37 protein-coding genes are annotated in these 25,685 nt (G+C 59.0%); 17 read left to right on the top strand and 20 right to left on the bottom strand.

What is annotated here, in order from left to right:
* Positions 1-20 precede the first annotated feature (20 nt).
* Both JRN21_08575 and JRN21_08570 read right to left on the bottom strand, forming a co-directional pair.
* A complete protein-coding gene (locus tag JRN21_08575; GenBank protein ID MDG6989356.1) occupies positions 21-299 on the bottom strand; it encodes a hypothetical protein in 279 nt (92 codons plus the stop codon).
* Complete coding sequence (locus tag JRN21_08570) at positions 296-1,510, bottom strand: polymer-forming cytoskeletal protein (protein ID MDG6989355.1); 1,215 nt, start codon at positions 1,508-1,510, stop codon at positions 296-298. The genes JRN21_08575 and JRN21_08570 overlap by 4 nt, the downstream gene beginning before the upstream one ends.
* Before the next feature lie 287 nt (positions 1,511-1,797).
* Between JRN21_08570 and JRN21_08565 the strand changes: the two genes are divergently transcribed.
* The 6 genes from JRN21_08565 (at position 1,798) to JRN21_08540 (ending at position 5,656) form a co-directional block, all read left to right on the top strand.
* On the top strand, positions 1,798-1,941 hold the full coding sequence (locus JRN21_08565) for a DUF1059 domain-containing protein (protein ID MDG6989354.1): 144 nt from the start codon (positions 1,798-1,800) through the stop codon (positions 1,939-1,941).
* Between the two features lie 457 nt (positions 1,942-2,398).
* Positions 2,399-2,656 (top strand): hypothetical protein, encoded by a 258-nt coding sequence (locus JRN21_08560; GenBank protein ID MDG6989353.1) that lies wholly within the window; start codon positions 2,399-2,401, stop codon positions 2,654-2,656.
* 131 nt (positions 2,657-2,787) lie between these two features.
* Positions 2,788-3,759, top strand: coding sequence for a threonine/serine dehydratase (locus JRN21_08555; GenBank protein MDG6989352.1), 972 nt, complete (start codon positions 2,788-2,790; stop codon positions 3,757-3,759).
* Positions 3,760-3,791: 32 nt separating this feature from the next.
* Complete coding sequence (locus JRN21_08550; GenBank protein MDG6989351.1) at positions 3,792-4,283, top strand: hypothetical protein; 492 nt, start codon at positions 3,792-3,794, stop codon at positions 4,281-4,283.
* Positions 4,284-4,388: 105 nt separating this feature from the next.
* Positions 4,389-4,772: a hypothetical protein gene (locus tag JRN21_08545; protein ID MDG6989350.1), complete on the top strand. Its 384-nt coding sequence runs from the start codon at positions 4,389-4,391 to the stop codon at positions 4,770-4,772.
* A 179-nt stretch (positions 4,773-4,951) separates the two neighbouring features.
* Positions 4,952-5,656, top strand: a complete 705-nt coding sequence (locus tag JRN21_08540; protein ID MDG6989349.1) for a helix-turn-helix domain-containing protein — start codon at positions 4,952-4,954, stop codon at positions 5,654-5,656.
* A gap of 2 nt (positions 5,657-5,658) precedes the next feature.
* Here JRN21_08540 and trxA read toward each other — a convergent pair whose 3' ends face one another.
* The 5 genes from trxA to JRN21_08515 all read right to left on the bottom strand — a co-directional run bounded on the left by trxA (position 5,659) and on the right by JRN21_08515 (position 9,652).
* A complete protein-coding gene (trxA, locus tag JRN21_08535) occupies positions 5,659-6,048 on the bottom strand; it encodes a thioredoxin (GenBank protein ID MDG6989348.1) in 390 nt (129 codons plus the stop codon).
* Between the two features lie 116 nt (positions 6,049-6,164).
* Positions 6,165-6,827: an ArsR family transcriptional regulator gene (locus JRN21_08530; GenBank protein ID MDG6989347.1), complete on the bottom strand. Its 663-nt coding sequence runs from the start codon at positions 6,825-6,827 to the stop codon at positions 6,165-6,167.
* Positions 6,828-6,865: 38 nt separating this feature from the next.
* The gene (locus tag JRN21_08525) at positions 6,866-7,375 is read right to left on the bottom strand and encodes an Hsp20/alpha crystallin family protein (GenBank protein MDG6989346.1); all 510 of its coding nucleotides are present in this window, start codon (positions 7,373-7,375) and stop codon (positions 6,866-6,868) included.
* Positions 7,376-7,467: 92 nt separating this feature from the next.
* The gene (locus JRN21_08520) at positions 7,468-9,006 is read right to left on the bottom strand and encodes a carboxypeptidase M32 (GenBank protein MDG6989345.1); all 1,539 of its coding nucleotides are present in this window, start codon (positions 9,004-9,006) and stop codon (positions 7,468-7,470) included.
* A 226-nt stretch (positions 9,007-9,232) separates the two neighbouring features.
* Positions 9,233-9,652 (bottom strand): hypothetical protein, encoded by a 420-nt coding sequence (locus JRN21_08515; protein ID MDG6989344.1) that lies wholly within the window; start codon positions 9,650-9,652, stop codon positions 9,233-9,235.
* Positions 9,653-9,899: 247 nt separating this feature from the next.
* On the opposite strand from JRN21_08515, the gene JRN21_08510 reads away from it, so the two are divergent.
* Positions 9,900-10,589 carry a M48 family metallopeptidase gene (locus tag JRN21_08510; GenBank protein MDG6989343.1) on the top strand — a complete coding sequence of 230 codons (690 nt, stop codon included), beginning with the start codon at positions 9,900-9,902 and terminating at the stop codon, positions 10,587-10,589.
* Between the two features lie 13 nt (positions 10,590-10,602).
* Here the strand turns inward: JRN21_08510 and JRN21_08505 are convergent, their stop codons facing one another.
* Positions 10,603-10,779 (bottom strand): hypothetical protein, encoded by a 177-nt coding sequence (locus JRN21_08505; GenBank protein ID MDG6989342.1) that lies wholly within the window; start codon positions 10,777-10,779, stop codon positions 10,603-10,605.
* Positions 10,780-10,836: 57 nt separating this feature from the next.
* Here JRN21_08505 and JRN21_08500 point away from each other — a divergent pair, with 57 nt between their 5' ends.
* Complete coding sequence (locus JRN21_08500) at positions 10,837-11,193, top strand: hypothetical protein (GenBank protein MDG6989341.1); 357 nt, start codon at positions 10,837-10,839, stop codon at positions 11,191-11,193.
* A 254-nt stretch (positions 11,194-11,447) separates the two neighbouring features.
* Here JRN21_08500 and JRN21_08495 read toward each other — a convergent pair whose 3' ends face one another.
* Complete coding sequence (locus tag JRN21_08495; GenBank protein MDG6989340.1) at positions 11,448-12,350, bottom strand: ParB/RepB/Spo0J family partition protein; 903 nt, start codon at positions 12,348-12,350, stop codon at positions 11,448-11,450.
* Positions 12,351-12,455: 105 nt separating this feature from the next.
* On the opposite strand from JRN21_08495, the gene msrB reads away from it, so the two are divergent.
* Together msrB and JRN21_08485 are read left to right on the top strand one after the other, a co-directional pair.
* The gene (gene msrB / locus JRN21_08490) at positions 12,456-12,845 is read left to right on the top strand and encodes a peptide-methionine (R)-S-oxide reductase MsrB (GenBank protein MDG6989339.1); all 390 of its coding nucleotides are present in this window, start codon (positions 12,456-12,458) and stop codon (positions 12,843-12,845) included.
* Between the two features lie 440 nt (positions 12,846-13,285).
* On the top strand, positions 13,286-13,840 hold the full coding sequence (locus JRN21_08485; protein ID MDG6989338.1) for a hypothetical protein: 555 nt from the start codon (positions 13,286-13,288) through the stop codon (positions 13,838-13,840).
* Here JRN21_08485 and JRN21_08480 read toward each other — a convergent pair.
* From JRN21_08480 to JRN21_08470, 3 genes are all read right to left on the bottom strand, one after another.
* The gene (locus JRN21_08480; protein MDG6989337.1) at positions 13,837-14,289 is read right to left on the bottom strand and encodes a hypothetical protein; all 453 of its coding nucleotides are present in this window, start codon (positions 14,287-14,289) and stop codon (positions 13,837-13,839) included. The two genes, JRN21_08485 and JRN21_08480, sit on opposite strands and share 4 nt — an antisense overlap.
* A 145-nt stretch (positions 14,290-14,434) precedes the next feature.
* On the bottom strand, positions 14,435-15,352 hold the full coding sequence (locus JRN21_08475) for a trypsin-like peptidase domain-containing protein (GenBank protein ID MDG6989336.1): 918 nt from the start codon (positions 15,350-15,352) through the stop codon (positions 14,435-14,437).
* Between the two features lie 68 nt (positions 15,353-15,420).
* Positions 15,421-16,041 carry a hypothetical protein gene (locus JRN21_08470; GenBank protein ID MDG6989335.1) on the bottom strand — a complete coding sequence of 207 codons (621 nt, stop codon included), beginning with the start codon at positions 16,039-16,041 and terminating at the stop codon, positions 15,421-15,423.
* A gap of 334 nt (positions 16,042-16,375) precedes the next feature.
* On the opposite strand from JRN21_08470, the gene JRN21_08465 reads away from it, so the two are divergent.
* The 4 genes from JRN21_08465 (at position 16,376) to JRN21_08450 (ending at position 18,324) form a co-directional block, all read left to right on the top strand.
* Entirely contained in the window at positions 16,376-16,912 is a 537-nt protein-coding gene (locus JRN21_08465) for a DUF192 domain-containing protein (protein ID MDG6989334.1), read from the top strand.
* A gap of 71 nt (positions 16,913-16,983) precedes the next feature.
* Positions 16,984-17,256 carry a hypothetical protein gene (locus JRN21_08460; GenBank protein ID MDG6989333.1) on the top strand — a complete coding sequence of 91 codons (273 nt, stop codon included), beginning with the start codon at positions 16,984-16,986 and terminating at the stop codon, positions 17,254-17,256.
* Positions 17,257-17,298: 42 nt separating this feature from the next.
* Positions 17,299-17,811 carry a CBS domain-containing protein gene (locus tag JRN21_08455; protein MDG6989332.1) on the top strand — a complete coding sequence of 171 codons (513 nt, stop codon included), beginning with the start codon at positions 17,299-17,301 and terminating at the stop codon, positions 17,809-17,811.
* 189 nt (positions 17,812-18,000) lie between these two features.
* Positions 18,001-18,324: a hypothetical protein gene (locus tag JRN21_08450; GenBank protein ID MDG6989331.1), complete on the top strand. Its 324-nt coding sequence runs from the start codon at positions 18,001-18,003 to the stop codon at positions 18,322-18,324.
* An 8-nt stretch (positions 18,325-18,332) separates the two neighbouring features.
* Here JRN21_08450 and JRN21_08445 read toward each other — a convergent pair whose 3' ends face one another.
* From JRN21_08445 to JRN21_08420, 6 genes are all read right to left on the bottom strand, one after another.
* Complete coding sequence (locus tag JRN21_08445) at positions 18,333-19,052, bottom strand: orotidine 5'-phosphate decarboxylase (protein ID MDG6989330.1); 720 nt, start codon at positions 19,050-19,052, stop codon at positions 18,333-18,335.
* The gene (locus JRN21_08440) at positions 19,049-19,939 is read right to left on the bottom strand and encodes a dihydroorotate dehydrogenase (GenBank protein MDG6989329.1); all 891 of its coding nucleotides are present in this window, start codon (positions 19,937-19,939) and stop codon (positions 19,049-19,051) included. The genes JRN21_08445 and JRN21_08440 overlap by 4 nt, the downstream gene beginning before the upstream one ends.
* A 37-nt stretch (positions 19,940-19,976) precedes the next feature.
* Positions 19,977-20,594: an orotate phosphoribosyltransferase gene (locus tag JRN21_08435; GenBank protein ID MDG6989328.1), complete on the bottom strand. Its 618-nt coding sequence runs from the start codon at positions 20,592-20,594 to the stop codon at positions 19,977-19,979.
* 77 nt (positions 20,595-20,671) lie between these two features.
* Positions 20,672-21,373 (bottom strand): hypothetical protein, encoded by a 702-nt coding sequence (locus tag JRN21_08430; protein ID MDG6989327.1) that lies wholly within the window; start codon positions 21,371-21,373, stop codon positions 20,672-20,674.
* 14 nt (positions 21,374-21,387) lie between these two features.
* Positions 21,388-22,035, bottom strand: coding sequence for a phosphoribosyltransferase (locus JRN21_08425; protein ID MDG6989326.1), 648 nt, complete (start codon positions 22,033-22,035; stop codon positions 21,388-21,390).
* A gap of 306 nt (positions 22,036-22,341) precedes the next feature.
* A complete protein-coding gene (locus tag JRN21_08420) occupies positions 22,342-22,791 on the bottom strand; it encodes a hypothetical protein (GenBank protein ID MDG6989325.1) in 450 nt (149 codons plus the stop codon).
* Positions 22,792-23,425: 634 nt separating this feature from the next.
* Here JRN21_08420 and JRN21_08415 point away from each other — a divergent pair.
* The 3 genes from JRN21_08415 to JRN21_08405 all read left to right on the top strand — a co-directional run bounded on the left by JRN21_08415 (position 23,426) and on the right by JRN21_08405 (position 24,372).
* Positions 23,426-23,758 (top strand): FKBP-type peptidyl-prolyl cis-trans isomerase, encoded by a 333-nt coding sequence (locus JRN21_08415; GenBank protein MDG6989324.1) that lies wholly within the window; start codon positions 23,426-23,428, stop codon positions 23,756-23,758.
* A 102-nt stretch (positions 23,759-23,860) separates the two neighbouring features.
* On the top strand, positions 23,861-24,142 hold the full coding sequence (locus tag JRN21_08410) for a hypothetical protein (protein MDG6989323.1): 282 nt from the start codon (positions 23,861-23,863) through the stop codon (positions 24,140-24,142).
* Positions 24,143-24,177: 35 nt separating this feature from the next.
* Complete coding sequence (locus JRN21_08405; GenBank protein ID MDG6989322.1) at positions 24,178-24,372, top strand: hypothetical protein; 195 nt, start codon at positions 24,178-24,180, stop codon at positions 24,370-24,372.
* A gap of 41 nt (positions 24,373-24,413) precedes the next feature.
* Here the strand turns inward: JRN21_08405 and JRN21_08400 are convergent, their stop codons facing one another.
* Together JRN21_08400 and JRN21_08395 are read right to left on the bottom strand one after the other, a co-directional pair.
* Complete coding sequence (locus JRN21_08400; protein ID MDG6989321.1) at positions 24,414-24,632, bottom strand: hypothetical protein; 219 nt, start codon at positions 24,630-24,632, stop codon at positions 24,414-24,416.
* 41 nt (positions 24,633-24,673) lie between these two features.
* Entirely contained in the window at positions 24,674-25,681 is a 1,008-nt protein-coding gene (locus JRN21_08395) for a zinc ribbon domain-containing protein (GenBank protein MDG6989320.1), read from the bottom strand.
* Positions 25,682-25,685 lie beyond the last annotated feature (4 nt).

The raw sequence follows: 25,685 nt of genomic DNA, 5'->3' as shown, positions 1-25,685 counted from the left end.
GCACACTCGGTCAACCGCGCTTAGTCGCCCTTGTCGGCGTCGATTATTGCGCCCACCACAGCATAGGCCCTCATGAACTCGTAGCCTCTCGGAGTCATAACGTAGTCAGTGCCATCTTCCCCTTCGTCGGCCCTAAGCAACCCCCTGCCGGCGAGAAACTGCAGGTATTTCCTCGTCCTGTCCAAGGGGGTGTTGGATGCGTAAGAGAGGTGCGTGATGCGCCCCGACCCGCCGTAGGAGTCTATCGCGCGGAGCAACGAACAATATATGTCAAGCTTCGACCTCTTGACCTTGCTCATAGCGGCGGATTCGGGAGTTCCGTCACCTTCTCAGGCTGAATGGTCAGGCTTACGCCTCTTCCAAGCCTAAGAGCCTCAGTATACAGCACCCTCCCGGACACGACGCAGCCGTTCCCGATTTCGCCCCGTCGGATGTAGATGTCCCGGGCAGAGCATTTGTCTCCCAACCACAGGTCCTCCGCATGAATGTCCTCGGCTATCGCGTTGTCCCTGATCCTGACCCTCCCGCCCACTATCGGTCCCTTCACCTTCCCGCGCCTTCCTATCTCCACATCCTCTGCCTTCGACCCCCTGATTGTGAGGAGGTCTCGTCCCGTCTCAAGTTTCCCTTCTGCGAGGGCGCTCGCGGCTTCGAGCCCCCCTCCGACGGAGATGTCTTCGGCCTTCAAGTCTCCTCCTATCTTGACCGTGCCGCCCACGTCAAGGTCCTCATCCAAGACGAGGTCGCGGCTGACCTCCAGAGTCCCTCCCACCGATATGCTCCCGCCCTTCCCTGACGCCAGCGACACGCGCCCGCCGACGTCCACATCTTCGAACGAGATTCCACCTGACGAGCTCAGGGTTCCTCCGACCCTGGCGTCCTCTATGGTGCCGCTTCCGACCTCAGCCGTCCCCCCGACCACCAGGTCTTCGATTCTCGTCTCTCCCGTTATCTGGGCAGTTCCGCCCACTTTCACCCCCTCCGCGTCTATGGTCTCTGCCTTCAGGCTCCCTCCGACGGTCACATCTTCACAGACCAGAGCCTTCACCTCAAGAGTCCCTCCTACTTTGACGTCTTCAGCCTTCAGCGTTGAGCTAGCTTTCAGCGTCCCTCCGACCTTCACATTCTCAGCCGCAGCTTCTCCTGACAAGATGGCGGTCCCTCCGACGCGCATGTCACTGACGTCGGTTCTTCCTCCGACCTCCAGCTGGTTGGGCACGTCAACGCTCTCCGATTTCAGGTTCCCTCTCACCTCCAAGCTCGCACCGTCGCCCAGCCTAACCTCCTCCGCTTCAAAGTCTCCTTCCACTTGCAGGTCGCCGTCCCCCATGACCGACTCGGCCTCCAGGCTCCCTTTCACAACCGACCTCTGCCTTACATGGACGTCACCCCGGACTGTCACGACCCCTGCGGCCGGGACGACGACCCCCCCTTCTAGGACGAGGTCGCCGTCGACGTCTGATAGTGTAACCGACTGCCCACGCTCGACTCTCAGTGCGAAGTCGCTCACGTCCGGACCTCGCCTCCCCGGTCGATATATTGACGACTCACGTCTGGTGATTACCGAAGGTGCCCTGACTATCTGGGCCCGCCAGACGTTCGCATAGCGTAAGTTGAAGGAAAGCGACGAGAAAAGAAGGAAGGACGAGCATGAACCGAAGTAGCATCGGCCGTGGCCCGGGCGATTCCGCTCCGCCACTAGCCGGCGCCCGCCGGCTGAATCCTTTTACCACTTCAGCGAGCAAAAAGTCCGACTAGAACTTGGCAGCTTACGAGTTCAAATGCAAGGACATCGGCATGAAGTGTGGCTTCGAAGTGAAAGGTGCCTCCTCCAGGGATGAAGTGACGCAACTGGCGGCGGTGCACGCTAAGCTGACGCACGGCATGCAGTCGATTCCGCCTGACGTGGCGCAGAAGGTCAGCTCATCCATCAGAGGTTGAGCTGACCAGCCCGTTTTTCCTGCACCAAGCTGGTTAGCCTCCACTTATACTCGGCCGGCACCAAAAAATCAAGGTCCGACAGGGCGGCTCTCCGACAGTGTCGACCTCCGCGCGAAATACCCACCACAACCCCCACAACGACATCATATACTTCCTGAAACAGAAGATCGGATTTGACATGATGTCCACCGTGGCTGGTGCGGCCCCCTGGAGGGTTCGTTTCCTCCTCTTATGTGCTAGTCCGCACCGAAGTGGATGCGCCAGCGAGACGGAACATGCCGCCAACGGCCCGTTGGAAACATAATGTTCCAAGGGACGGGTCAGATTGCCCTAACTGATGGGGGTCTTTATCGGACCCATTAAGGGTGGCTAGACTCTTCTCAGTTCAGTTTTCCTAACCTGTTGTTCAAACGAATCACGCCCGCGGCGATATAGCGAGAGTGACTATGTGGAGGTTGTGTCTCTGCTTGCAACCACGGACGACGCCGAGCAGGTGGCGAAGTCATGGATGGAGAAACGATACGGCAAGAGGCTCGGCAGGGTGAAGTTCGTCGAGGTGATGAGCGACAATGGCATCTGGAGTGTGAAGGCCGACGTGAAGCTGGCGGCTGGGGTCCTCCTGATCAAGCGGCATCTAATCCAGGTCAAGATTGACGCCGGATCTACCGACGTCCTAGGATACTCAGAGTCGGAAATCAGCGAAAGTCCTGGTTAAAGCACTGTGAAGCGCAGGCCCTCTACGCTTTCCGGTCTCGCAGAGTGGGTCCTCACAGACGGCGAATCCATCCAACACATACGGTGCTCTGGCGAACCCGCTTTTCTAGCCCGGGCGAGGAGGGGAGGCAGATGGAGCAGGGAACGTTCCCCCACCTTAGGGAGATAGAGGCAGCCGCCGAAAGGATCGCGGGAGTCGCCAGCAGGACCCCTCTGGTCGAATCTCCTTCGCTCTCACGCCTTACGGGGCGAGAGGTGTACCTCAAGTTGGAGTGCTTTCAGCCCATTAAGGTCTTCAAGATCAGGGGAGCTTACAACAAGATCTCTGAGGTAAAAGAAAGTGATGTTGTCGCAGCCTCTTCAGGGAATCACGGCATCGCAGTAGCCTATTCCTCAAAACTGCTCGGGAAGAGATGCACCATCGTAGTCCCCGAGACGGCGGTGAGGGAAAAGGTAGAGGCAATCCAGGACTACGGAGCAGACGTGGTGAGGGCGGGGCGGTTCAGCGAGGAACGCGAAGCGAAGGCGAAGGAGATAGCTAGGGCTACCGGAGCGGCTTTCATTCATCCCTTCGACGACCCAGAGGTGGTCGCCGGGCAGGGAACCTGCGGGATGGAGATTTCCGAGCAACTCAGCGACTTCGACTCGGTCCTCGTACCAGTGGGAGGAGGTGGCCTCATCTCGGGGGTCGCGACCGCCCTCAAGGAGAGAGGTGTTAGCGCGAGGGTAATCGGCGTCGAGCCAAAAAACGCCCCGAAGCTCACTGCCGCCCTGAAGGCGAACAAGGTGGTGAATGTCCCTTCCCAACCTTCCTTGGCAGATGGCCTCATACCCCAAGCTCTGGGGTCACTCGCCCTTCAGGCTTGTTCAAGGTACGTCGACTCCGCCATAGCAGTTTCAGAAGAGTGGTTACTCGCTGCCACCAAGGCCATGGTCAACACAGCCCGGATTGTCGCTGAGCCGTCGGGTTCCGCGCCGCTCGCCCCCCTTCTGGCCAAGGCGCCCGGCCTAGGAGACAGGGTGGTCTTGGTTGTCTCCGGCGGGAACATATCTCTGGAACTGTTGAGGAAGATCCTGGAGCCGCCACCCTCACAGCAATCGTAAGGGAGATATCCCGGTTCGCCTGACCGCACTTTGTGTACGCCAGAGGCTTGGTGGTCTTCGCGCTCTGCACTGCCCTGGTGATTGGGGTGGGGTTGGTGCTCAACTATGAAGCCACTACTGTGGGGTACCAGATTCAGTCGCTCCCTGCCTCTCCGACCTCGTGCACACCCTTACAAACCACATGCCCGCACTTCTCAATAGTCTCCGCGGAGCTCGTCACGATGAACACCACGGATCAGCTTGGGGTGGCTACCCCGGACTACCTCACGCTGAAACTGGACGTGCAGGGGTCCACACCTCTCTCGAGCATCCGTCTCTTCGTGGGGAACGCCTCGGCGGGGAGAGTCCCTGGGCCCTTCGCACCCGGACTGGACAGCATAGCGAACATCACCCTCCAGTCTACGGCCTCTGTCTCGCCGGGGCAGACCTACCACGTCACAGTAGAGGGCATCGGGAGCGACGGCTCCTATGTTCTGGAATCCGTAGACCTCGTGGCCCAACTGACGGCGCCGTATCTCTCCTGACGCTTTTTCATTCGGCCCTTTAGTGCCGTTCAACGCCGATGAACGCTCTCTTCATCCGTTTTCAAAAATGACGTTTGATTAAGTGGCCGCAGGGACTCCTCATTGTTGATTGAAGGCCTGAAGAAGAGGTTTGGAATCCCCGACGTCGAAACCGACTGGGCCGTCGACCAGGAGTTCGAGTCTGAAGAGACCACAGAGCTCCCCTCTGATTCGACCGTCCTGTTCGCTACCGGCTTTCCGAAAAGTTACCCCGATTCAAACGACGTGGACCTCAGGGAGTACTACAGGGGCGTGATGAGGGCTGCCATACAACACGAGGGACGGTACCAGGGGCAGCAGATGCCATTCCACTGGCTTGTGATGACCTTGGCTGGGCTTGAAATGAAGCCCATCTCTCCCGAGGCCCTTTGGGAGCAGAGTGGCATGGCATCGAGCCCTATCTTCTCCGACGTCTCGTTGTACGAGGAACTCTTCCCTTCAGATAAGTAAAGGCACCGAGTTCACGACGTCGATTTGCGGAGCGTCATCTTGTCCACGAACAAATGTGAATACGCGCGCAAGACAAGCCGCAGTGGAACGGGAGAGGAAGAGTCTTCTGACGCCTGCCTCTCGGATGTCTCTTCGGAACCTCGGAAAGCGTTAAGCGGGGCATCCAAGTCGGCTGAGGCGTGTTCGACGTCGATCTCAGGCTCGATCACACCCTCCCGTTCTGCGGCCTCTCCAAGATGTTCCCATCCGTGACCTTCCAGAGGTGGTGCAATCTCCAGGTCGATATCTTGGAGTTCCAGGCATCCAAGGTTGATGACGCCGAGAAGCTCGACTCAGCCCTGAGGGAGATGCTGAAGGGGCTCGGGGCGCGCCTCATCAGGTTCAACAGGTACTCGCCTAGGAACTTGGAGGCTGTCATCAGCTGCAAGTGCGCCACTGACAACTCTACTGTAGCCAAGATAGAGTGGGCAGGGTGCATCTCTGTGATGCCGGTCAGCTATCATGGCGGGTTCGAATACTGTCGCCTGCTGGCCTTCACCAACGACGCGCTGAGCGAGGCGATGGCCGCCCTTTCGAAGGTGTCCAAGGTGGAAGTGGAGCGGAAATCAGTGGTCGCCAGGGAGTCGGCGAGAGGGGCCATCACGGTCCCCGTGGATGAGTTTCTCGGTACTCTGACCAAGAAGCAACTGTCTGCGTTCATTTCGGCCCTCCAGATGGGATACTACGAGATGCCCAAAGGCGCTACCATAGACGAAATCGCCCTCAAACAGGGGATGAAGCGGTCCACCTATGAGGAGCATCTGCGGAAGGCAGAACTGAAGATACTTCAGGCCGTGAGGCCATACGCCCGCCTCGCCTACGTCACGTCAAAGGAAAGTCCCTGATTCTACTGGTAAGGTGAGCCTTTGGCTCCAGATACATATGGCCTTATCTTGGCCTCGATCATTTGCTTCGGCGCCGCTCCCACCAGCCCATCCACCGGCTCTCCGTCCTTGAAGACCATGATGGTGGGGATTCCCTGAATCTCGAACTGCTGCGAGATAGCCGGGTTATCGTCAACATTGAGCTTCCCGAAGGTCGCTAGGCCGACCATCTCCGAGGCGAGTTCTTCGAGCACCGGAGACACCATCCTGCAGGGTCCGCACCAGGGTGCCCAGAAGTCGACCACCACCAACGGGTGGCTCTTGACTACCCGGACGAAGTTGGCATCTGTCAACTCTACGGGCTTCCCGGAGGGCTCCTGACTGCTCTTCTGAGGCTTTTGCTGCTTAAGCATCTCTTCGAACTTCTTTTCGTTGATCTTCTTCACTTCTTCATCATACGGCATGTTAGACACCAGCTATCAAGGGCAGTACTGACGCATTTAGGGATATGGCCGGCGCCTGCCGGCACTCATTCAAGGAAATCCTCCAACTCTCGCAGAATCGACCTTACGGAGAACTCCCTGAGGTTCAGCGCTTCGGAAATGCGTCCTACCTCGCGGTCATGCTCGTCGAGCACGTGAAGAAGCACCTTCCGGGTGTCCACCTCTTCGAACCTGCTGGCCACCCTGGCGGCCTCGCTCATGGCAAGGTTCCTCACGGCAAGCAGCTCTGTCCTCTCATCTTCGATCTCTTCCATCCTGCCGTCCACGTCGTCCAGGACTCCCGAGAGCTTGACGAGCTTTTTTGCGTCGTCCGCACTGGAGACGGCCTCTTCAACGCGGTCCCTGAATCTCTGGACTGCTTCCGACCTCTTCCTTTTCGGCCCCAGTCCGAACAAAGATCCCCTTTCGATGAAAAGATTGGGACCGAGGTCCATTGTTATCGAGACGCCCTTCACCAGGGAGTACTTCCACGTCTTCGGTCCGCCGCTCTCGCTATCCTCCTGCGACCTGGTAACCAGGCCGGCATTACTCATAATCTTCAGGTGCTTGGCCACCAGAGACTGACCTAGGCCTAGCTCCTTGGAGAGCTGCAGCTGGTAGGCGGGCTCCTGACTCAGCCGCTTGATGATCTTCTTTCTAACCGGGTTCTCGACTACCTGGAGTATCCTGTTCAGTTCTTCGCTCTCCATCTTGGGTTCCCTTTAGCAAAAAAGAAGTAGGGTCTCCCCTACTTCAGGTCCACCTTCCTGTACCGGTCAGCGAGCCCCGGCTCCTTCTTGGGGAGCTTGAGCTCGAGGACACCGTTCTTCATAGCCCCGGTGACCTTCTGAGAGACGATCTCCTCAGGGAGGGTCAGGGACCTCTGGACGTAGGACTTTGAACTCCGTATCTGGGTGCCGTCCTCGCTCTCTTTGTCCGTCTTCTTCTCGCCTTTCAACTCGAGCACCCTGTCGCTGACTTCGACCTCGACATCCTTCCGGTCGAAGCCAGGGAGTTCCGCTGTCAGTACGTAGTGGTCTCCTCTGTCTTGTACGTCAATGCTAGGCTCTTTCCCTCCGAACTCAGTCCAGAGAGAGCCGAAAGAGCTCGGGAACAGCGGCCGCACGAGTTCGTCGAACGGTCTCATGAAGTCTTCGAATAGCACGCCGGCCCCGAAACCGGGCAGCGCCAGCGACTTCGATTCTTGTTCCTCGTCTTCACGGGGACTTTCCTTCCATGTCTTGTCTGCCATGTTCATGTCACCTAGTATATCACTCTAAGTGATATACTATTTAAAATTAGTGCTTCTTCTTCCATCCAGTAGACACTAAGTTCGTGCCGGTCGTTGTGTTACGCCAGGAACTTCTTTTCGAAATACGCTAACAGTCTGTTGGGGTTGTACGCCTCTCCGAAGACTTTGGTCTGGAATGCTTTGGGAGGGTACGTGGCGCCGTACCTGTGGATGTTCGTTCCTAACCATTGCTTGAGGCTGACTACGTCGCCCTTATCCAAGGACTCGCGTATCGTTCCTCCATCCTTCATCTTGTGCCAAATCATAGCGGCCACTATGTTCCCCAGCGTGTACGTCGCGAAGTACCCGAAGGAACCTCCGCTCCAGTGGACGTCCTGCAATGCCCCCTCGGCGTCGTTCCCCGGCCTGACTCCCAGATATTCATCGAAGGTGTCGTTCCAGATTTCCGGCACTTCGCCTACCTTCACCTCGCCTGCGATTATCTTCTTCTCGACGTCATATCTCACGGCGGTGTGGAAGTTGTAGGTCAACTCGTCGGCTTCCACTCTGATGAAACTCTTCCTTACTGTGTTGAAATAGAGGTAGAGCTGTTCATCGTCGTAGCGCCTGACGAACGGGAGGTTCGTTCCGAGCGTCGGGCGGAGGAGCCTGACGAATTCTCTGCTTCTGCCGACCACGTTCTCCCAGAATCGCGATTGTGACTCGTGGACTCCGTAGGAGGCACCGTCGGCGAGTGGCGTATACGCCAGTTTTGCGCCGATTCCAAGGCCGTAGATTGCGTGCCCACTTTCGTGAATCGTGCTGAAAAGGGATTCCTTGAATGATTTCCCCTCGTACCTAGTGGTAATCCTCACGTCGTCCGACGCTATCTGGGTGGTGAACGGGTGGGTGGAAACATCTACCCTGAACCTGTCGGCAGGCATCTTCAGGAGCTTGACTACGTCCTCGTTCACCCGAATCATGGCGTCTGTATCATAAGCCACCGACTCCAACGGGTGCTTCGGTGGGTAAATCCCTTCGGCCGTCACCTTATCGAGAATGCGTCTGCTCTTTGGAATCAGAGCCGCGTAGACCCCATCGGCGTCATTTACCGTGAATCCTTCCTCGAAGAGGTCTAGCAGAGCGTTGTAGGGGTGCCCCGAGTACCCCAGCCTGTCAGCTACCTCTCTCTCCAGCCCTACGATTCTCTCCAAGTGCGGCCTGAACAGCCGAAAGTCAGACTTCTTGCGAGCAGTCCTCCACACCACGGTGGCTTCCGTGGTCACTCGTTGAATCTCGTCCACGAGTTCGGGAGGAACCTTCAGGTAATAGTCGAGGCTTCTCCGAAGCACCCTTACGATCCCTTTCTCCCTGTCGTCCAGATCCCTCGCCTTCTCGGCCTTCTTCACCAGTGGCTCGAGGCTCACCGTCGCCTTCTGTGCCAGGACCGCCAGCTGACCGGACGCTATTCCCCTAGGCTTCGACCCTGCCTCTGGCATATGCGTCTCAGTGTCCCATCCGAGCACTGCCATCGAGTGCCCAAGCGCCCAGACCTGCATATGCCGTTTCAGAATGTCACGCACAACAGGGTTAGCCAACCTCGGTCGGCAAAGGGTCGACCCGGACCACTTTTCAGGCTTTGGAAACGCCCTAGTCATAGAGGACTTCTGTGGGGCGCATGACGAAGGAAGATCAGGAGACCTAGCGAGGGGTGCTCATCAGGCTCGGAAAAGAGAAGCGCGGATTCTTACACATGGATGCCGACCCGCGGCTCTCTCGCGGATGATGCCGGCGTGGAGTGGTGGCGGATCAACTTCCGCCTGACGAGAGGGGCAATCTCTCTTGTCGGGTACTTCAGGAGCCGGACCCATGCCCGGAACCAGGCTACCTCGTAGTCCCTGCCTTCAAGGCGTTGACATACTCCGTGACTACCTGGTGCGCCGGGTTCGACAGGAGCGCTTCGAGCCGTATCTTCGGATTGGCACGGAGCACCTCCCGGAGGGATTTCAGCAGGTCACTCGGCTTCTTAACCGAGTCCCTTCTCGCTTCTGAAACGACCGACTCATGGTCGCACACCACGGTGAACCTCCCCAACGAGCCCTTCAGTTCCTCAATGGCGAACATTATCGCGAGCACTTCTGCGTCGTCACTCTCTTTCGCCACTACCTTCCTGACATTGCGCCTCCCCTTTCCTTCGACGACGTAGCCGACGTATGCTTCTTTCGGGAGGGATGGGTCGTGCATGTTCAGTATCTTAGCGTCGACGAAGACCCTGGGGGGCTTGGTTAGCCCTGGGAGCTTCATGCCTTTCATGGCTGCGGGACTATCCACACTTAAACGACGTCGCTCGCCCCGAAAACAGGTCGCCACGGTTCGGCGAGCTTCCAACTGGGGCAACTCATGGCGATGCTTCCCCGGGCTAGGGGAGAAGAAGACACTCGATATCTGCGCTGAGAAGGGGAGTCCTCATGATGTAGGTCGCACGTCAACCGTCAGTTAGACAGAACCGGAGCGCCCCAGAGTTAACTACAGTCACAGAGGAGACACGGCCGTGCCATCCTTCGACCTCCGCCCCTGGAGAGTGGTGTATTCTGTCGTCAAAGGGACGAGCCGGAGGTACACCTACTTCCGCTTCCTCCCCGACCTGACGCTGGAGGTGACCCTCCCACGGGGACGGCGGGTCGACGTCGAGGCGGCGATCAGGGAAAAGGCGCCATGGTTGCGAAGGGAGTATGTGCGTGTGTCACGGACCAAGAGGGTCCTCGACGGGAACATGGTTATGCTCAGCGGGGAGCTGCTCCGGGTGGTGTACAGGGACGGCGCTTCCGACCGCTTCGTTCCCGATCCCGCGAGGGGGGTCGTCGAAGTGCAGACCAGCGACAGTCGGGCGCTAAGGGAGCTGGTCCGCAGGTGGTTTCTCCGGGAGAGCTCGGCATATGTCGTCCGTAGGGTGGCGGAGCTGGCTCCGAAGGTCGGCGCCAAACCCACAAGAGTGGATGTGAGGGAAATCAACAAGTGGGGGTATTGCACCCGCAGCGGCAGATTGTCGTTCAGCTGGCAACTGGCCGCGCTCCCGGAGCGGCTCCGGGAATATGTCATCCTCCACGAGCTAACGCACTTGGTAGAGTTCAACCACTCCCGCGCGTTCAAAAAGAAGTTGGAAGCGGTGTGCCCCGACTCCAGAGAAAGGGAAAGGGAGCTCGACCTCATCGAGCCCTACGACAGGTTTCGTCTCCCATAGGAGCGGGACCGCATCAGCTCCTAGGTGCCTGCTTCCCGAACTTCCGCCTGTTCCACAGGCTCACGGCGACGTAGAGGACAAAGATGACCACGATGATGACGGGGTCGTCGAAGAGCCTGAAATAGACGAGAACGATTACCAGGGCCGCAATCACGGGGAGCGCGACCAACAGCTTCGCTCTTGGGGTCAACTTCCAGCCCGAGCCCTTCTTGTCAGGGATAAATATCGAAGTTGGCAGGTCGTGCCCGTGAGCTACCAGCTTACAGGCGCCCAGGAACGGAGAAGGAATAACGAGACCAAGGCGAACGAGTACTACGAACGTGTCAGGAAGCAGGAGCAGGAGCTCCGTGGTCTCCAGGCTCAGCTTGCTAACACGGAGAAGCAGTACGCTGACCTCCAGGCGCAGAAGACAGACATGGACGGCAAGATGCGGACGCTCAACTCGTCCATGGACGCCGCGAACAGGTCCCTCACCGACCTGAAGGCGAAGATTACCAGCAAGAGACAGAGCATAGACAGGGACCAGTCGGAGATGGAGCGTTACCAGAGCGAGGTGGTCAGGCTAGACAGGGAGATTGGCGAGCTCATGAAGCAGCGGCGGTAAGGCCGAACGCCCACGAGAACGCGGACCCAGTCTTCCTTTCCGGAATCAGATAGTGGGTTCGAACCCCTGCACAAGCGATTCGGCCTTCCTCATCTCGATTAGAACGCCTAGGTGGCATCCCCTTTCCCCGGTGGCAGCTGTGAATCGCCACATGCGATACAACACGAATCTCAGGCAGCGCGACCCCAAGCCGACTACCGATACCAGGCTCCAGTCCTCCCAGGCTCCACGTGCGACGGTTTCTTGTAGTGCTCCTACGCGTAGCGCTGCTGCCTCAGCCATGAGTGAATGGCCAGCGAGGCGACCGCTTCCATGGTGGTGTTCCTTTCCTCAGCGGCCTTCCTCAGGCCGTCTGCCACCCTAGGATCCAACAATATCTCAAGCTTGACGGCGTGGAGATACGACGCCTCTTTCTTGATGTCCTCCACAGGGCGCTGGGGGGCCATCACGAAATGGCTCACCACATTCTCAGCCTCGGGGGTCGGTAGCGGCGCAATGGTCTCAGCCAACTCCTTCAACTGGGTGGCCCTCTCCCTCTTGGGAAGCTCCTGGACCGTGGGCGCTTCCTCAGCCCGATGCAGGAACGTCGCATGCCTGACCGGGAGGACTCCCTCCTTCCTCTCGCTCTGGAGCGGCGCATGTTTTACTGCTATGTCTGCTCTTGTCTCCTTCCTTATCGTGCGGATCGCCTCGACGGCGTTTATTCTGTCGTCAACGTACCTCCTCGACTTTCCCAGCGCCTTTGCTATCTGATCCGACGAACCATAGGCACGCGGATTGACCTTCCTTAGGGCTATGATGGCGTCGTACTCTTCCTCGGGCTCGATGTCTCTCCTCTGAATGTTCTCCACGAGGGAGACTACGATTGCCTCCTCGTCAGTCATAGGCCTGACTATGGCGGGCATCTTCTTCAGCCCCACAATCTTGGCGGCCTCGAACCTTCTCGACCCGACAACCAGCTCGTACCTACCGCCTATGGGCCTGACGAGGACGGGTTCGAGTATCCCTTTCTCCTTAATGGAGTCGACAAGGTCTCCAACGTCTCCGGGGGATTTCCTGGCATTCGTCTTCCCGACGAAAAGCTTCGAAGTCTCTACGGCCATGATGCTCCCGGTCTGCTCCTTCCACCCCTGTTGCGCAGAGGAGAACTTGGCCAAGGATTCCTGGGATATACCATATGGAGAGACTCTTAAAACTATCCGGGCCGTTCTGAAGTTTCACCAATCGAAACTTTATACTCGTCTTCCGGCAGTTTCGAAGTAATGCTCAGTAAGGAAGAGATGGCGAAGAAGAAGGCACAGTTGGATAGGGAGGCGGTGAACGTCTGTTTCCTCAAGGGAACCGAGGCACCATTCACGGGCAAGTACTGGGACAACCACGAAAAGGGTACTTACACATGCGTGGTCTGTGGCGTCCCCCTCTTCAACTCAGGCACCAAGTTCGAGTCAGGGACCGGGTGGCCTAGCTTCTTCCAGCCTGTCTCGAAGGAAGCAATCAACGAGGAGGCTGACCGCAGCCTGGGGATGGTCAGGACCGAGGTGTCATGCAGGGCGTGCGGCGTCCATCTCGGGCACGTCTTCGACGACGGCCCGAAGCCCACAGGGCTCCGCTATTGCATCAACTCGGCCGCCCTCGAATTCAAGAGGGATTAGCCCCGTCCAGAGCCAGCACCGGCTTCGCCTTCGCGCGACAGAGATCGACGAACCCCGCAGGCTCAAGGAGCCCCAATGAGTGGAGGCGGAAGCGGATCAACGGCTCTGGTTTTCACTCTGTCGCCTATCTTTCTCTTGTGACTCGAGCGAATGCTTCCCATGGTACCTTCGGGACTTCGTATACGCTACAGAGCCGGTACTCAAGAGGCAAACCATCTGTCCGCTTCATCTGTACCGGACTCCTAGTCGGATTATAGCCTCAACAAGGGGTCGACTCGTTAGTCGATTGGCGAATAACTATGCTAGACGCCATCGACGGTCGACGATGCGGACACAAAGAGACGCCGTCAAGTAGGGCGCTTAACTTTGGTTTACTAAAGAGGAGCGCCGTTTTGACAGCCTATCCCTTAGGGGCCCCTGGCCGGGCAGGCACTCGACTTATGTCATCTCAGAGCTTCAGGCGCGTCCCCCTCAGACCCGGCACCGGCTTCCCCAGGGCGCACTCCAACCTGCTCCGTCCCAGAGGGATGGTCAGACGGGCAGACATCAAACCCATCTTCACAGTCGCCCAGGTGCCTCACAGGAAGCAGAGGTACGAGACTGTCGGGGACTGGATTCCGGGCAAACCGGCTGAGATAAGGGTGAGCAAGATGAGGGACCAGAGGTATGTCTTTCTGGTAGCGCTCCACGAGATGGTAGAGTACGAGCTATGCAGAGCTCACGGAATAACTGACAGGGAGGTGGTCGCCTTCGACGTGAACTTCGAGGCCGAAAGGAGGATGAACCTCCACCCGGTCGACGCGGAACCAGGGGACCACCCCAAGGCCCCATACAGGAGCGAGCACGAGTTCGCCACGATTATCGAGAGGATGGTGGCCCAGAAGCTCGGAGTGAGTTGGGCCGACTACGAGAAGACAATACTGGGGTTGGGGCCGAGGCCGAAAAAAATCTTGGTCCGTCCCCGAGCAAAGAGCCGGAGACAGTCGAGGCGCTAGACACCCGTACCGGACTCCCTGACGAACTTCTCAGGGGAGCCAAGGAATAGGTTCGATCGAGGCTCCTTTGATAGGACATACCTGATGTGCGGGTATCCTCTCTTGTCGTGGTAGAGGTCAGATCCAGCCTCTCCATTCTTGAACGCCGACTCGAACTTTATCCACTCCTGGTCGCGGATTGACTCGAAGAGGGGTAGCAGGAACTCCTTATCATATGCATCTAGGTCGTCAGCGAACTTCGGCCTCGTGACTTTGGCCTTCCTGAACTCTGCCCTGACTTGGTTCAGGTGGTGTGCGGCCAGCTTCCAGTTGCCGCCCTTGGCCGCGTAGTAGGTCTGAGTGAACCTGTCTCCGACCTCTTTCATGACTGCCGCCATTCCGGGCTGGATTTCAGCCAGCTGGTCGACGCTCATCTCGCCATGGCGGGTCTTCGCCTTGATTTCGCTCACGTCCGGAGCCTCCGGGCCCGCCCTAATCAACCCAGCCAGGCCCTGCCTAGAAGGGAGGCGGGCGGATTGGAGGGAGAGGTTCTCTCGGTCCTCCAGGATGGGGGAAACCCGGTTCCCTGGGAAACGAAGCCCGCTGCCTGCGCATCTACCCCTCGACCTCCCTCGGGGTCACGCCGAACTCCGTGGCCTTCTCGCCCCTGAGGACCTTCAGGGTGACCAGCTTGCCGACTACATCTGAGGCCAGGGCCTTGTGGAGCTCATACTCGTCTATGGCCTGCGCCTCTCCCAGCTTCAGGATTATGTCACCGATAGCGACCCCAGCCGCTCTTGCAGGGGACCCCGGGTCGACGGCTCTCACGAGGAGCCCTGTTCCCTGGCTCACATCGGGAGATTTCGCCAACTCCTCTGGGAGCTCGATGGGTTCGACCACGACCCCCAGGAATCCCTTCTTCACCCTCCCGTCTCTGGACAGCCTCTCCACGGTCTCTTTCAACACCTCGACGGACACAGCCGCCCCCCTCCCTGCAAAGTAAGCTACATTCATCCCGACCATCCGTCCAGAAGCGTCTACCAGCGGGCCACCCGAGTACCCTGGGTTCAACTTGGCGTCGGTGACCACTGCATCTTCGATCATCACGCCCCACAACCCCCTCATCCTCCTACTAGCCCCTGTGACTATTCCAGACGTTGCGGACGGCTTCTTGTCCATGGCGTTCGCCAACGCGAGCACGAACTCACCCACCCTGACGCGGTCAGCGGTCCGAAGGCTCAACGGCGAGAGCCCCAACGCGTCGACCTTCAACAGGGCCACGTCAGCATACTGGTCCCTGCCTACCACCTTCGCTTCGAGTTCCCTTCCGTCACCCAGGACGACCGAGGGAGACTCGGACTGCCCGACCACATGGAAAGCTGTCACGATGAGACCATCTCCGGACCAGACGACGCCGGTTCCACTCCTCCTACCGGCGCTTACTCTCACCACCGAAGGCGAGACGTTGTCTGCCAGTTCAGCTACAGCGTTTGAAAAAGACCGTAGCAGCTGCACACCTTCTGCTCCTGTCATCCTGTCAGATTCACCATCAGAGGTGCGCTCCGGCAGCTACTTGTTGAGCGGGTTCGGGAACTAGCTGCTCACATCGCGTAAGGAGTGGAATACCCCATGCGCATCAAGGTTGGTTTCCCGCTCCTCGGGCTGGCATAGAGTTTCGATATCTTCCCCATGAGTTGGTGGGCTCCTCTGACGGCTTTGGAGAGGTCGGCCTCGCTGGCGACCTTCGCTTCGATGTCAAGCTGGCCGGAGCCGAACTTCACGTCTATCAGCGCAGAGCCGTCTTCTGTGACCCACTTCATGATGGGTCCATCCTCTCCCTCTGACATGCCGACCCATCTGACATTGTCGAACCATCTCCCCTTCAGAGCTCCAACGATCTTGCCGGCGCTGGCCGCATAGGGAAGGTAAGTGTGGAGGATTGAGACGCTCTTGGGTCCAGTCCCGACCGGGCTGAGTTCGAGTGTCTCCCTGGCCCTGCCTGTGAGGCTGTACCCACCAGGGGACTTGACCACCATGCCGTCGTCTTCGAGCCGTTCCAGCGTCCTTGACAGCGTTTCGGGATGAGTACCTGTAATGCGTCTCAGCCCGTCGAATGTGAAGACCGACAGCTCTTCTTCCGCTATCGCTCGTACGACTTCGGCGTCCCTCGCACTCATGCCTGATCCGCCGTCGCCTCCGAAACTACTCTCGCGGCTCACCAAAGATAATCCGATTCTCTTTCACCGCTTCCTCCTTTTAAAACAAGCGCGGTCACATTCGCCCTCGCGCTGGTCACCGCCTATCGCCTCCGACAGGGTCGTAGCTTTGTCCCCCGAGACCGAAGTCAGTGACAAGATGGCGTCACTATTAGCTGGGCTGATAACAAAGTCTCAGCCCCCGGTCCGAGAGTCTCAGAATTGTTACCTGATTGTCTCGATAGTTCTGACGTGCGCGAAGGTCCCGCGTCGTCTTTGATTCCCCCTTTGCCGATGGCGGTCAGCGGCTGAATGGGCTTTACGCATCTTCCAGAAATACCGCCCCGGCGGACCTAGATCTATGACCCCCAGAGGGAATGTCGCAGGCATGGCCGTGGCTGCGGTGGTGCTAGTGGCCGCTCTTCTCGTGGTCAACGACGCCTATCTGTCCAGCGTGGGGCCCGGGAGCATGACGACGGCCGTCCCTAGCTCTTTCACGGTTGATGGCAGGACGTGGTTCTTCAACTACACTGCCACCACTCCGGCCGAGCGAGCGGCCGGGTTGATGAACAAGAAGGTGACAAACACCACAACCATGCTTTTCGCCTTCCCCGGTTACGGTGTGTGGTCGTTCTGGATGTATGACACCAACACCAGCCTTGACATGATCTGGCTCAACGTCACTGGTGGGACGGGGCGCGTTGTATACGTCGTGACGGGGGCCCAGCCATGCTTCCTCCTGGGAGACCAGTGCCCAAAGTACACCCCCACATCTGCGGCAAACTTTGTAATCGAGGCTAAAGCAGGTTTCGCGTCCACAAGTGACATCAATGTCGGCACCACGGTCCGATTCGGCTCGCTCCCGCCCCCGCTTCTGGCCCTTCTCAAAACCGTCTAGGAATTTCGACCACCCATTCTTTTGCCCTAAGGCGCAGCCTGCAAATCATGCAGTCAGCTCCGAGGCCGCCAATGTCCCGTGCCCAGAAACTTGGGTGGTACGCGGATCAGTTGGTCAAGGATGCGGAAGCTGACGCGAAGTCGGGGAACGGGGAGACGGCCGTGAGCCGCTACCTCCAGGCAGCCGACATCCTATTGCTTCTCGCTAAGGTCGAGCAGAACTACACCGCCTGGAGGGGATACACTGACAAGGCATCACTCTGCCAGCAGAAGGCCAGGAGGCTGATCGCGACCGTCCCAGGGAGCGGTCCCGCGACCGGCCAACCGTTTCCCCCAACCAGTTAGGCCGCGAGTTCTTAATATACTACGGACCTGATTTCACATGGGATGACGAAATGGCAGTGCTACCGCTGCGGATACGTCTTCGAGGGGGAAAACACGCCGGAAGAGTGCCCGAGCTGCCACTACTCCCTGGCCTTCTGGATTGAGGCCGCCGAGACTAAGGCGCCCACCGTGAGGAGTTTCGTCAAGACGGATCCTCTGACGATAGACGCCAACGAGTCTGTCCTGAGGGCCGCCCAGATGATGCGAGAGAAGGGGGCTGGAAACATACTGATCCTCATCAAAGGTGAACCGAAAGGAATCCTCACCGAGCGAGACGTTCTCTACAGGGTAGCTGCTGACGACCTCATCTCCTCGACCATCCCCGTGAGGAAGATCATGACCTCGCCCATGGTGTCCATAGACGCCGACTCACCTCTGTCAGAAGGGGTCAAACTGATGGCGAAGCACCGGATCAGGACCATCTTCGTGACTGACGGGGGTAAACCCTACGGCCTCCTGAACATGAGGTCCATCGTCGGGGACCAGTTCAAAGTGGCCAAACTCCTGGATTCCTGACGCCGTCTAAGATGGCTATTATAACGAGGGAGACCGGAGACACATCTATGCCTGCCGTCCCGCTCATCTGCCTCGGAAACACCCTCCAGAGTACCCTTTCTGAGGAGCCCTTCAACCCTGAGGCGCCTTCCAAACGGCGGTTGCGGTGAGCACACCTTACCAGGGCTTGATGAGCTGAGGCAGGAGCTTGTGAAGGCAGCCAGGGCCCGGAGTACCCTCACCTACGGCCAACTGATGAATATCTTAGGTGTCTCCAGGGGGCGACCCCTCTTCGATTCGATCGTCGCCGTTGACAGAGACGAGTACGCTAAAGGGGCCCCGGGGTTCGCCGCCATCATAGTCAGGAAGGACACGGGGTTCCCAGGAGGAGGCTTCTTCTGCGATGACGACCTTCCCGCAGGCCTCAGACGGCCCTTCTCTAGGGCTGCAGACCCGAATCTCTCGGCAGACGAGATCAACTACGTCAAGGAAGCGCAACAGAAGATCTGGGACTATTACACGGCCCAGCCATAGATCAGTTGCTAGGGCGACTTCAATTTCCGGGCTACCTTCCCCGGGTCAGAGGACTCTGTGATGGACCTCCCGACGATGGTAAAGTCAGCTCCCGTCGCGGCAGAGGCATCCCCTCCCTGGGCGCCCACCCCCGGGGAGAAGATCAGACATCCCTTCCCCACTATCTCTCTGGTTTCGGCTATCTTTTCGGCCGACTTCGCCGACACCACCACCCCGTCTGCTCCCCACTCCCTCGCCCTCTGTGCGAACACCCGGTAGAGAGGCTCCCCTCCTTCGAGGCGGAGGCCGTACCCTTCGGATGCCCCGCTGTGGCTCATGTAGACAAGGAAGATGACGCCGCCCTTGTTCGCATGGGCACGCTCCACCACCTTCCCCAATCCCTCTTCCCTCCCGACGAAGGGGTTGGCGATGACCGCGTCGAAGCCGTAGGCTAACAGAGAGTCGAACATGTTCAGGTTGGTCGCTTCGATGTCATTCATCTTCAGGTCAGCGACGAGCGGAATCCCTCCCGCTCGGCAGACGTCGACGATCCTCCCGAGGCCGTCTAGCCCATAGGGGAGGAGCAGATGGTGGTTGACTTTCACGGCGGCGACATGTTCCTTTACGAGGCCAAGCACGTGTTCAGCCTTGGCCAGTCTCGCGTCGTAGGAACCGGCGAAGTCAAGTGCGAGCACCAGTCTGGACCGCCTCCTGCTCGCGGAGTCGAGAATCCGCCCTTTGAAACTCACGTCCGTCGCCCCCCCGGATGAGCCCCTCCGACCAAGTCGGCCAGGCTCCGGAATCCTTTGCGCTCGAGATACGATATAATCCCGAGGTTCACATCGTTGAACCGGTCGAACCTGCTGATTGTCGAGGTCCCCAACTGCACCGCGTCAGCCCCTGCTATGAAAAACCGCACCGCGTCCTCCCAGGTGGCCACCCCTCCGCACCCCATTATAGGCACGCCGAACTCTTCCCTGAGCTCGTAGACACAGCGCAGGGCGATGGGGCCTATGGCGGGCCCGGAGAGCCCTCCGAAGCCGTTCGAGAGGGCAGCCCCCCCACTTTCCACGTCGATGGGGTAAGCCTTCACCGTGTTGATGGCGGTCAGTCCGTCAATCCCAGCATCTATGGCGGCGCTCGCCACCTCGGTCAGCCTCTCCGTGTTGGGAGAGAGCTTCGCGAAGACCGGCTTCGCCGTCGCCGCTTTTACTGCCTTGGTCACCCTGCCAACCAGGTCAGGGCGATGCCCAACCTCGGTCCCCACCCCAGACACATGAGGGCAGCTGAGGTTCAACTCGAAGCCAGCGAAGTCATTCCCGTCCAGAGCTCTTACCACATTGGCGAACTCCTCCTCGTCCCCTCCGAACACCGAGACGAAAATCGGCAGTCCCTTCCCTTTGACCTGCGCCAGCTGCTCCGAGAACTTCTCGGCACCTGGATTTGGGAGCCCGGCCGCGTTCACCACGCCCCCTTCCACATCTACCAGGATAGGCTCTGGATACCCTTCCCTCGGCGCCTGGCCGATTGACTTCGTGACCGCGGCGCCAGCACCTACCCTCAAGGCGCGGATGACCTTCTCGAGGGAGCTCCCATGCACGCCTGATGCAAGCACCGTGGGGTTAGCGAGATGCAAATTCCCCATTTTCACCTCTATTGCAAGCGCTTCCAGGCTACTTCGTCCCCATCTGTTTCAGCACGGCTTCATAGTCCGCCTTGGTAACCTTCTCCTGGGCGTACAGCGTCCCCACCAGATCCTTGATGTCGGTGAACGACCTAAGCTTCACCCCGACCCTATCCAGGGTCGTCTTGCCGCCTTCGAGCCTGTCGACCAGTACCATCACGTCATTGACCACACACCCTGCCTTCCTCAGGGCCTCGACCGCTACGACCTTGCTTCCTCCGTCGGTGATCAGATCGTCGACCACCAGTGCTTTCCATCCGGGCCTGACAGCACCCTCGACGAGCTTCCCCAGGCCATGCGCCTTCTGCTCGCTCCGAACGTAGACCATAGGTTTCTTGAGGACGTAAGCCATGGGCGAGGAGATGGCTATCCCGGCGGTAGCCACCCCACCCACGACGTCGAAGCTCCGCTCCGCCATCTCACGAACCATCGCCAGATAGGCCCCAATCGCCAACCCGTAAGCCTGGGGGTCGCTGGGTACCACCCTCAGGTCGAGATAGTAGGAGCTGGTCTTTCCGCTGGCGAGCGTGAACTTGCCGAATCTAAGGGCCCCAATGCGGAAGAGCGCCTCGGCAAGAGCGGCCCTCCCACTCGAACGCTCAGCCATAATGAGTGACACTCCTAAAGCCGGGTCCTTTCATTCTGCCGATTTCTGCGAAAATTGAACCCGCGCCTGATTGCGAATCAGCGCGGATTTAAGCCTTGAACAATCCGGTGCCAGTCGAGAAGGACCAGGGCACTCCTGGCATAGGTGTCGGGGTCGACCTCTCTAGTGGTAGCAGAATCAACGTCTATCAGGAAGATTGCATGCAACCTGGCCTGCATCAATTCGTCAATCGAGATTTCAGGCTTGTGGTACGTAACATCAGTGAGCGCCTTGATTTCAGCCGCCTCCTCCACGGTCCTGCTACGGGGAGGCTTGACGAAGAACTCGGGGAGGTCCAGAACGTACGAGGGGGTGGTCCCCAGGGCGAACTTCCCAGCGAACTTGCTATACCTAGCTATCTTGCTGGATATTCTGCTCCGGGCGTAGGCTGACGGATCCAATGCAGCCTCGGGGGGGATGAACCCGGTCTCGATCTCCACAACAAGCTCCCCGTCCCCTCTTTTCCCCACTACGTCGCAGACCAGCGCCCTGTCGAGCCTCTGTTCCACCCTCACATCGTACCCCTCCTTGATCAGGCTCCTGGCGCAGACCAGCTCAAGTGCGGAGTGGTTGATCTTAACCAGGTTCTTCTTGTAGAGTCCCACCAGCATGTCTGCAGTCTCGAGCACCTTCGCCCGTACTGTCTGATCGTCATGTTCGCAGGCCCGCGCTGTCAGCCGATGGAGGTCGTCCCTGAACCTGGCCACGTCTTCCTTCGTCCCAGGTCGCCTAGAGTGCATCGGCAAACTTTCTCTCAGCGGCGCCTGGCCGCACTCTCGTCGAGGATGCGCTTCACTTCGAGATCCTCCACCTGACCGAAGTCTGCATAGAACTCCCCTATCGCCAGAAACGGCCCGGGGGTTGAGAGGCAAACCACCCTCGTTCCGTCCTCCGACAACGACTGGACGGCGTCCTCCGGGGCGACCGGGACGGCGACCACGACCTCCTTCGGCTTTCTCTTCTTCACCGACATCACAGCTGCGCTGACCGAGCTCCCAGTCGCTATGCCGTCATCAACTATCACCACGGTCTTCCCACCGAGCGCGGGGTAGGGCGCGTTGCCTCGCAACCTCCGCATCCGATTCCGGACCTCTTCCCTTTTCAGGCGAATCTGCGCGTCGAGGTATGACACCGTCGCTCCCAGAGACTCGCTCGCCCGCCTGTCCATCAACACTTCCCCCTCCTGTGTGACAGCCCCAAGGGCATATTCTGGCTCCCCGGGCGCTTCAATCTTCCTCGTGACCACGACGTCGAGAGGGGCTCCGAGCGTTCGAGCTACCTCGTTGGCAACAACGACCCCTCCCCTGGGTATCCCCAACACCACGACGCCTTCCCCTTTGCAGTATGCTAGAGCTTGCCCGAGCTTCCTCCCCGCCTCGACCCTGTCCCGGAAGAGCACCATCGGTCCCCGCTTCGGGGTATCCCCTACGCGATATTTGGCTGACTCGCCCGGCTTTCAGGAGGGATGTGGCTTTCCTCCGACGGCGGCCCCGTAGCGTTCCTTCATTGCCGCCGCCCCGGTTCGCCCTCGGTCTGGCTTCCGTGAAGTCCGGGTGACCCCGGCTCTACGCGCCACCATCCCGCTCGCGGGGTCGTCCCAGGCGCCAAGGCTTTCCCAGGCGCCTCATCGTCCCCGCGAATCCATCCTTTTCCTGGCCGGACGAGTGATTGATTTAATCGCGCGAGGACTATAAATCAATTGCTACAGTTATCGATTTCGAGAAACGTCGGCCGCAGGCGCCATATCCGGCTTCGGGAACCTAGCCATAATTGTGCGCCGCCCCACGACCCAGACCTCCCACCCTCCCTTGACTGGCATGTCTACTGCGCGCAGCCTACCCTGCGGCACGACCAGTATCTTCCTCAGCGTCCCCTGGCCATAGAGATGTGCCTCGAACCACACGCTGGAGAAGTTCTTGGCCCCGAGCCGCTTCATGTTTGGCCGAGTTTCGCACTCTACTATCATCAGCTCCTCCTCGTCGCCCTTTGTCCTGTAACCCAGAAGGTCTGGTCTGTAGGAGGTCCAGTGCACCTTCTCGCCCGGAGCGACCGTCGGCTCCTCTACCACGGCGTACCCATCCCGTTCGAGTTCGAGCCTCACCACAGACTTCATCGTGCTGTGGACTTCAGATTCGGCCACGGCCCCCTCGGTCGCCACCCGATTTCTTCCTTGGGATGAGCAGTCTACATCTACGGCTGCCCGCTCATGGCCAAACGCACAACTCGGTGCTCTGCTCCACTGGGCACCCCTCGGCCGTGATAACCTGGTCAACAGAAAATTCGTTCTTTGTCAGCAACAAGAGTCAAACATGGATAACAGGTTCACGAACTAGTATGCTGGTAGCTCTCTCGCTGTTGGCTTCGCCGATGGCCTGGGGCGCAGTCCGAGTCGACGCCTGCAACGCGCGAGGCCGGGAATATTCCGGGCTGCCCCTGGATCAGAAGCAGAGCCTTGTGCTCGCCAGAGCCCGGTGTGGTCCGACGACCACGTCCTGGGATGGCAGAGAAGCGCAGGTGGGGGTTGGAACGCACGAAGGCCGAGGTACGAAAGAGGGCTGAGGGCCCTTCTTCGACCGAGCGCGGTGTGGAGCTCCATGCTTAGCACCAGACTCGACCGACGAAGCGCCCGAAGCCTGAAGGCGCACCGACGCCTGAACGCGAGCCAACGCCCAAATGCGACTCGAAGCCGGAACAGGACGGGGAAGGAGGACTCCCACCGACGCTGGCTGGCAGACGAAAACAGCGAGGGGCGGCTCATTCCTTAACTACATCCTGCAGCCAGCTCAAGTCCTATGAGCGAAGCAAGCGCCCAGGTAGGGGACACGGTGTCCGTTCACTACGTGGGGAGGTTCCCTGGAGGGAAGGTCTTCGACACCAGCATGAAGCCCGAAGCCATGAAGTCAGGGTTGTTCAGCCCGGCCCGCGACTACAGACCTCTGCAGGTGGTCCTGGGGCGACACCAGGTGATCAGCGGGTTCGAGGAGGCCCTGCTCGGGATGAAAGTCAACGAGACCAAGGAAGTCACTCTCCCGCCCGAGAAGGCCTACGGTAGGGCGGGGAAGCACCCAATGGCAGGGAAGACACTGCAGTTCAAGCTCCTGGTCACGAATATCAAGAAACCCTAGGCATCGGAGCCTCGGTGCCGCTTCCACCCATTCGAGTTACTGGTGTATTCGCCTTGACCCCAGAGCTATTTACCACGGAAGACACTGACTCGAACCCAGGAAATGGCGAAAAGAGCCTTCACCATAGACATTGGGACAGAGAAGATTCCTGTCGAGGGGCACGCCCACCAGAATGTGGCAGTAAAGTACCTGATGAAGCGGAGGAGGAGCCTCATCTTCACCAAGGACCCTGCCAAGGTGGAGAGGCTCTTCTCGGATGTCCCCAAACAAATCAGCATCGTGGGTGCTAACGTCACCAAGACCTACAAGGTGACTTGGGAAAGGGTGAGCACAGGCGAGTTTGCGGGGGCCAGGTTCACCTTCACACTGGACGAGGTCAAATAGGACAACTTTTTCTGGGGGGAGGTCCTACATATTCCATGGCTAGGGGATTCAGGCGTGACGCCTACAGCGACGCCATAAACAAGGTCCGAGCGGAGCATTCCGGTTCAATCAAGCACGCAAGCATGTCAGTCGAGTGTCCCAGGTGTATGACGAGGCAGGTAATCACCGACGCACCCGGGATGAGGGTGTGCGTCAAATGCGGTTTCGAGTTCAGGCCGCTCAACAGGTAGATCCCGGCCGGGCGAAGACTCGCATCGTTGCCGTCTGCGGCTCAGCGTTTCTTCCAGGTCTGGGCCCTCTTGCAGAAATCCTCGACTTCTTCGGCGGCCCTGTCGCACCGCTCATAGTGGCCCACAACTTCCCGCAGGAGCTCTTCGATGGGGGTGGGCTTCCCCGGACATTCGGAGTCCAACTGGGCCCTGATCTCCATGAGGGGCTGCCAGACGTCACTTGGGATGTTTATGGGCACTTTCTGCCTTCGTTCAGCCATGGCGAACCGGCTGACGCCCCGTTATTTCTGGGTTCGGCGCTCTAAAGACCTATGCTGTTTATGACGCCGCCGGAGTTGGCGTCAATCACAAGCACGATTTTCCCGTTCTTGTGCTGGTATCTGACGAACCACACGGGGGCGTGAAGGAGCTCGGCTTCCCCCACGTCAGACTGGGTCGAGAGCTGTTGTATCATGTGATGGGCGGCGTGAGCTTTATCCGACTGGAGCTGGTCGACGAGGGTTTTGGCTTGGGTCTTCGCAACCTCTTCGCCCACATCTCCGTTGAGCACCTTAATCCCCTTAACCTTGCTCTGATCGAAAATCACCCTGTCCTCCAGCTTGAACTGGTAGTCCTTGGGCTGGTAATCGGTCAGGGCTTTCATCCCCACTATGGGAAAGTTGTAGTCGTTGTCCATCTCATAGGCGCGCTTAGTCCCCTGGCCTCCGCCGCCGAAGCCTCCACCCCCCATCATGGTCCCTAGAAGCATTCCTCCCATCAATCCGCCTCCTCCCCCACCCCATCCTCTGTTGTTGCTCATGGCCCCTCCCAGGATCCCAGCCAGCGCCGCCGTGGTGGCAATCTGACCGGCCTCGGCAGCCATGTCGACCGCGACCAGGGACGTCCTAGCAGAGACCGGCATGAGCCAGTATGGGACCATGGCAAGGTTCGCCTCTTCCAGGGTCGAAGACTCCTGCAGATGCCTGTGGAGCAGCCCCTTGTCCATCAACCCGCGGACCTCCTTCAGGACATCGTCCTCCTGAGAAATCTTGACAGGGAGCATGGTGTGCTTGTCGATGCTCTTCCACCCCCCGTCTCCGAGCGAAACGCTGCTCCCGCAGTACTGACAGGTTATGAACATCTCTCCGAACGCGGGGCTGATTGGCGCTCCGCAGCTCGGGCACTTTAGGCTCTTGGCACCCATGGGGGCAATCACGTCCTGGCTCTGCTTGGGAGCCTGCTGGGTCACAAGCCCCACCTTGGCTCCACACTTATAGCAGAATCCCGCGTCATCGGGAAGTTGCGCGCCGCACTTTGGGCAGAACACCATAACC

The sequence above is a fragment of the Nitrososphaerota archaeon genome (genome assembly GCA_029785825.1).
GTDB lineage: Archaea > Thermoproteota > Nitrososphaeria > Nitrososphaerales > Gagatemarchaeaceae > UBA183.
The sequence above is the reverse complement of the archived record's forward strand: the minus strand, read 5'-3'. Positions and strand labels throughout refer to the sequence as shown.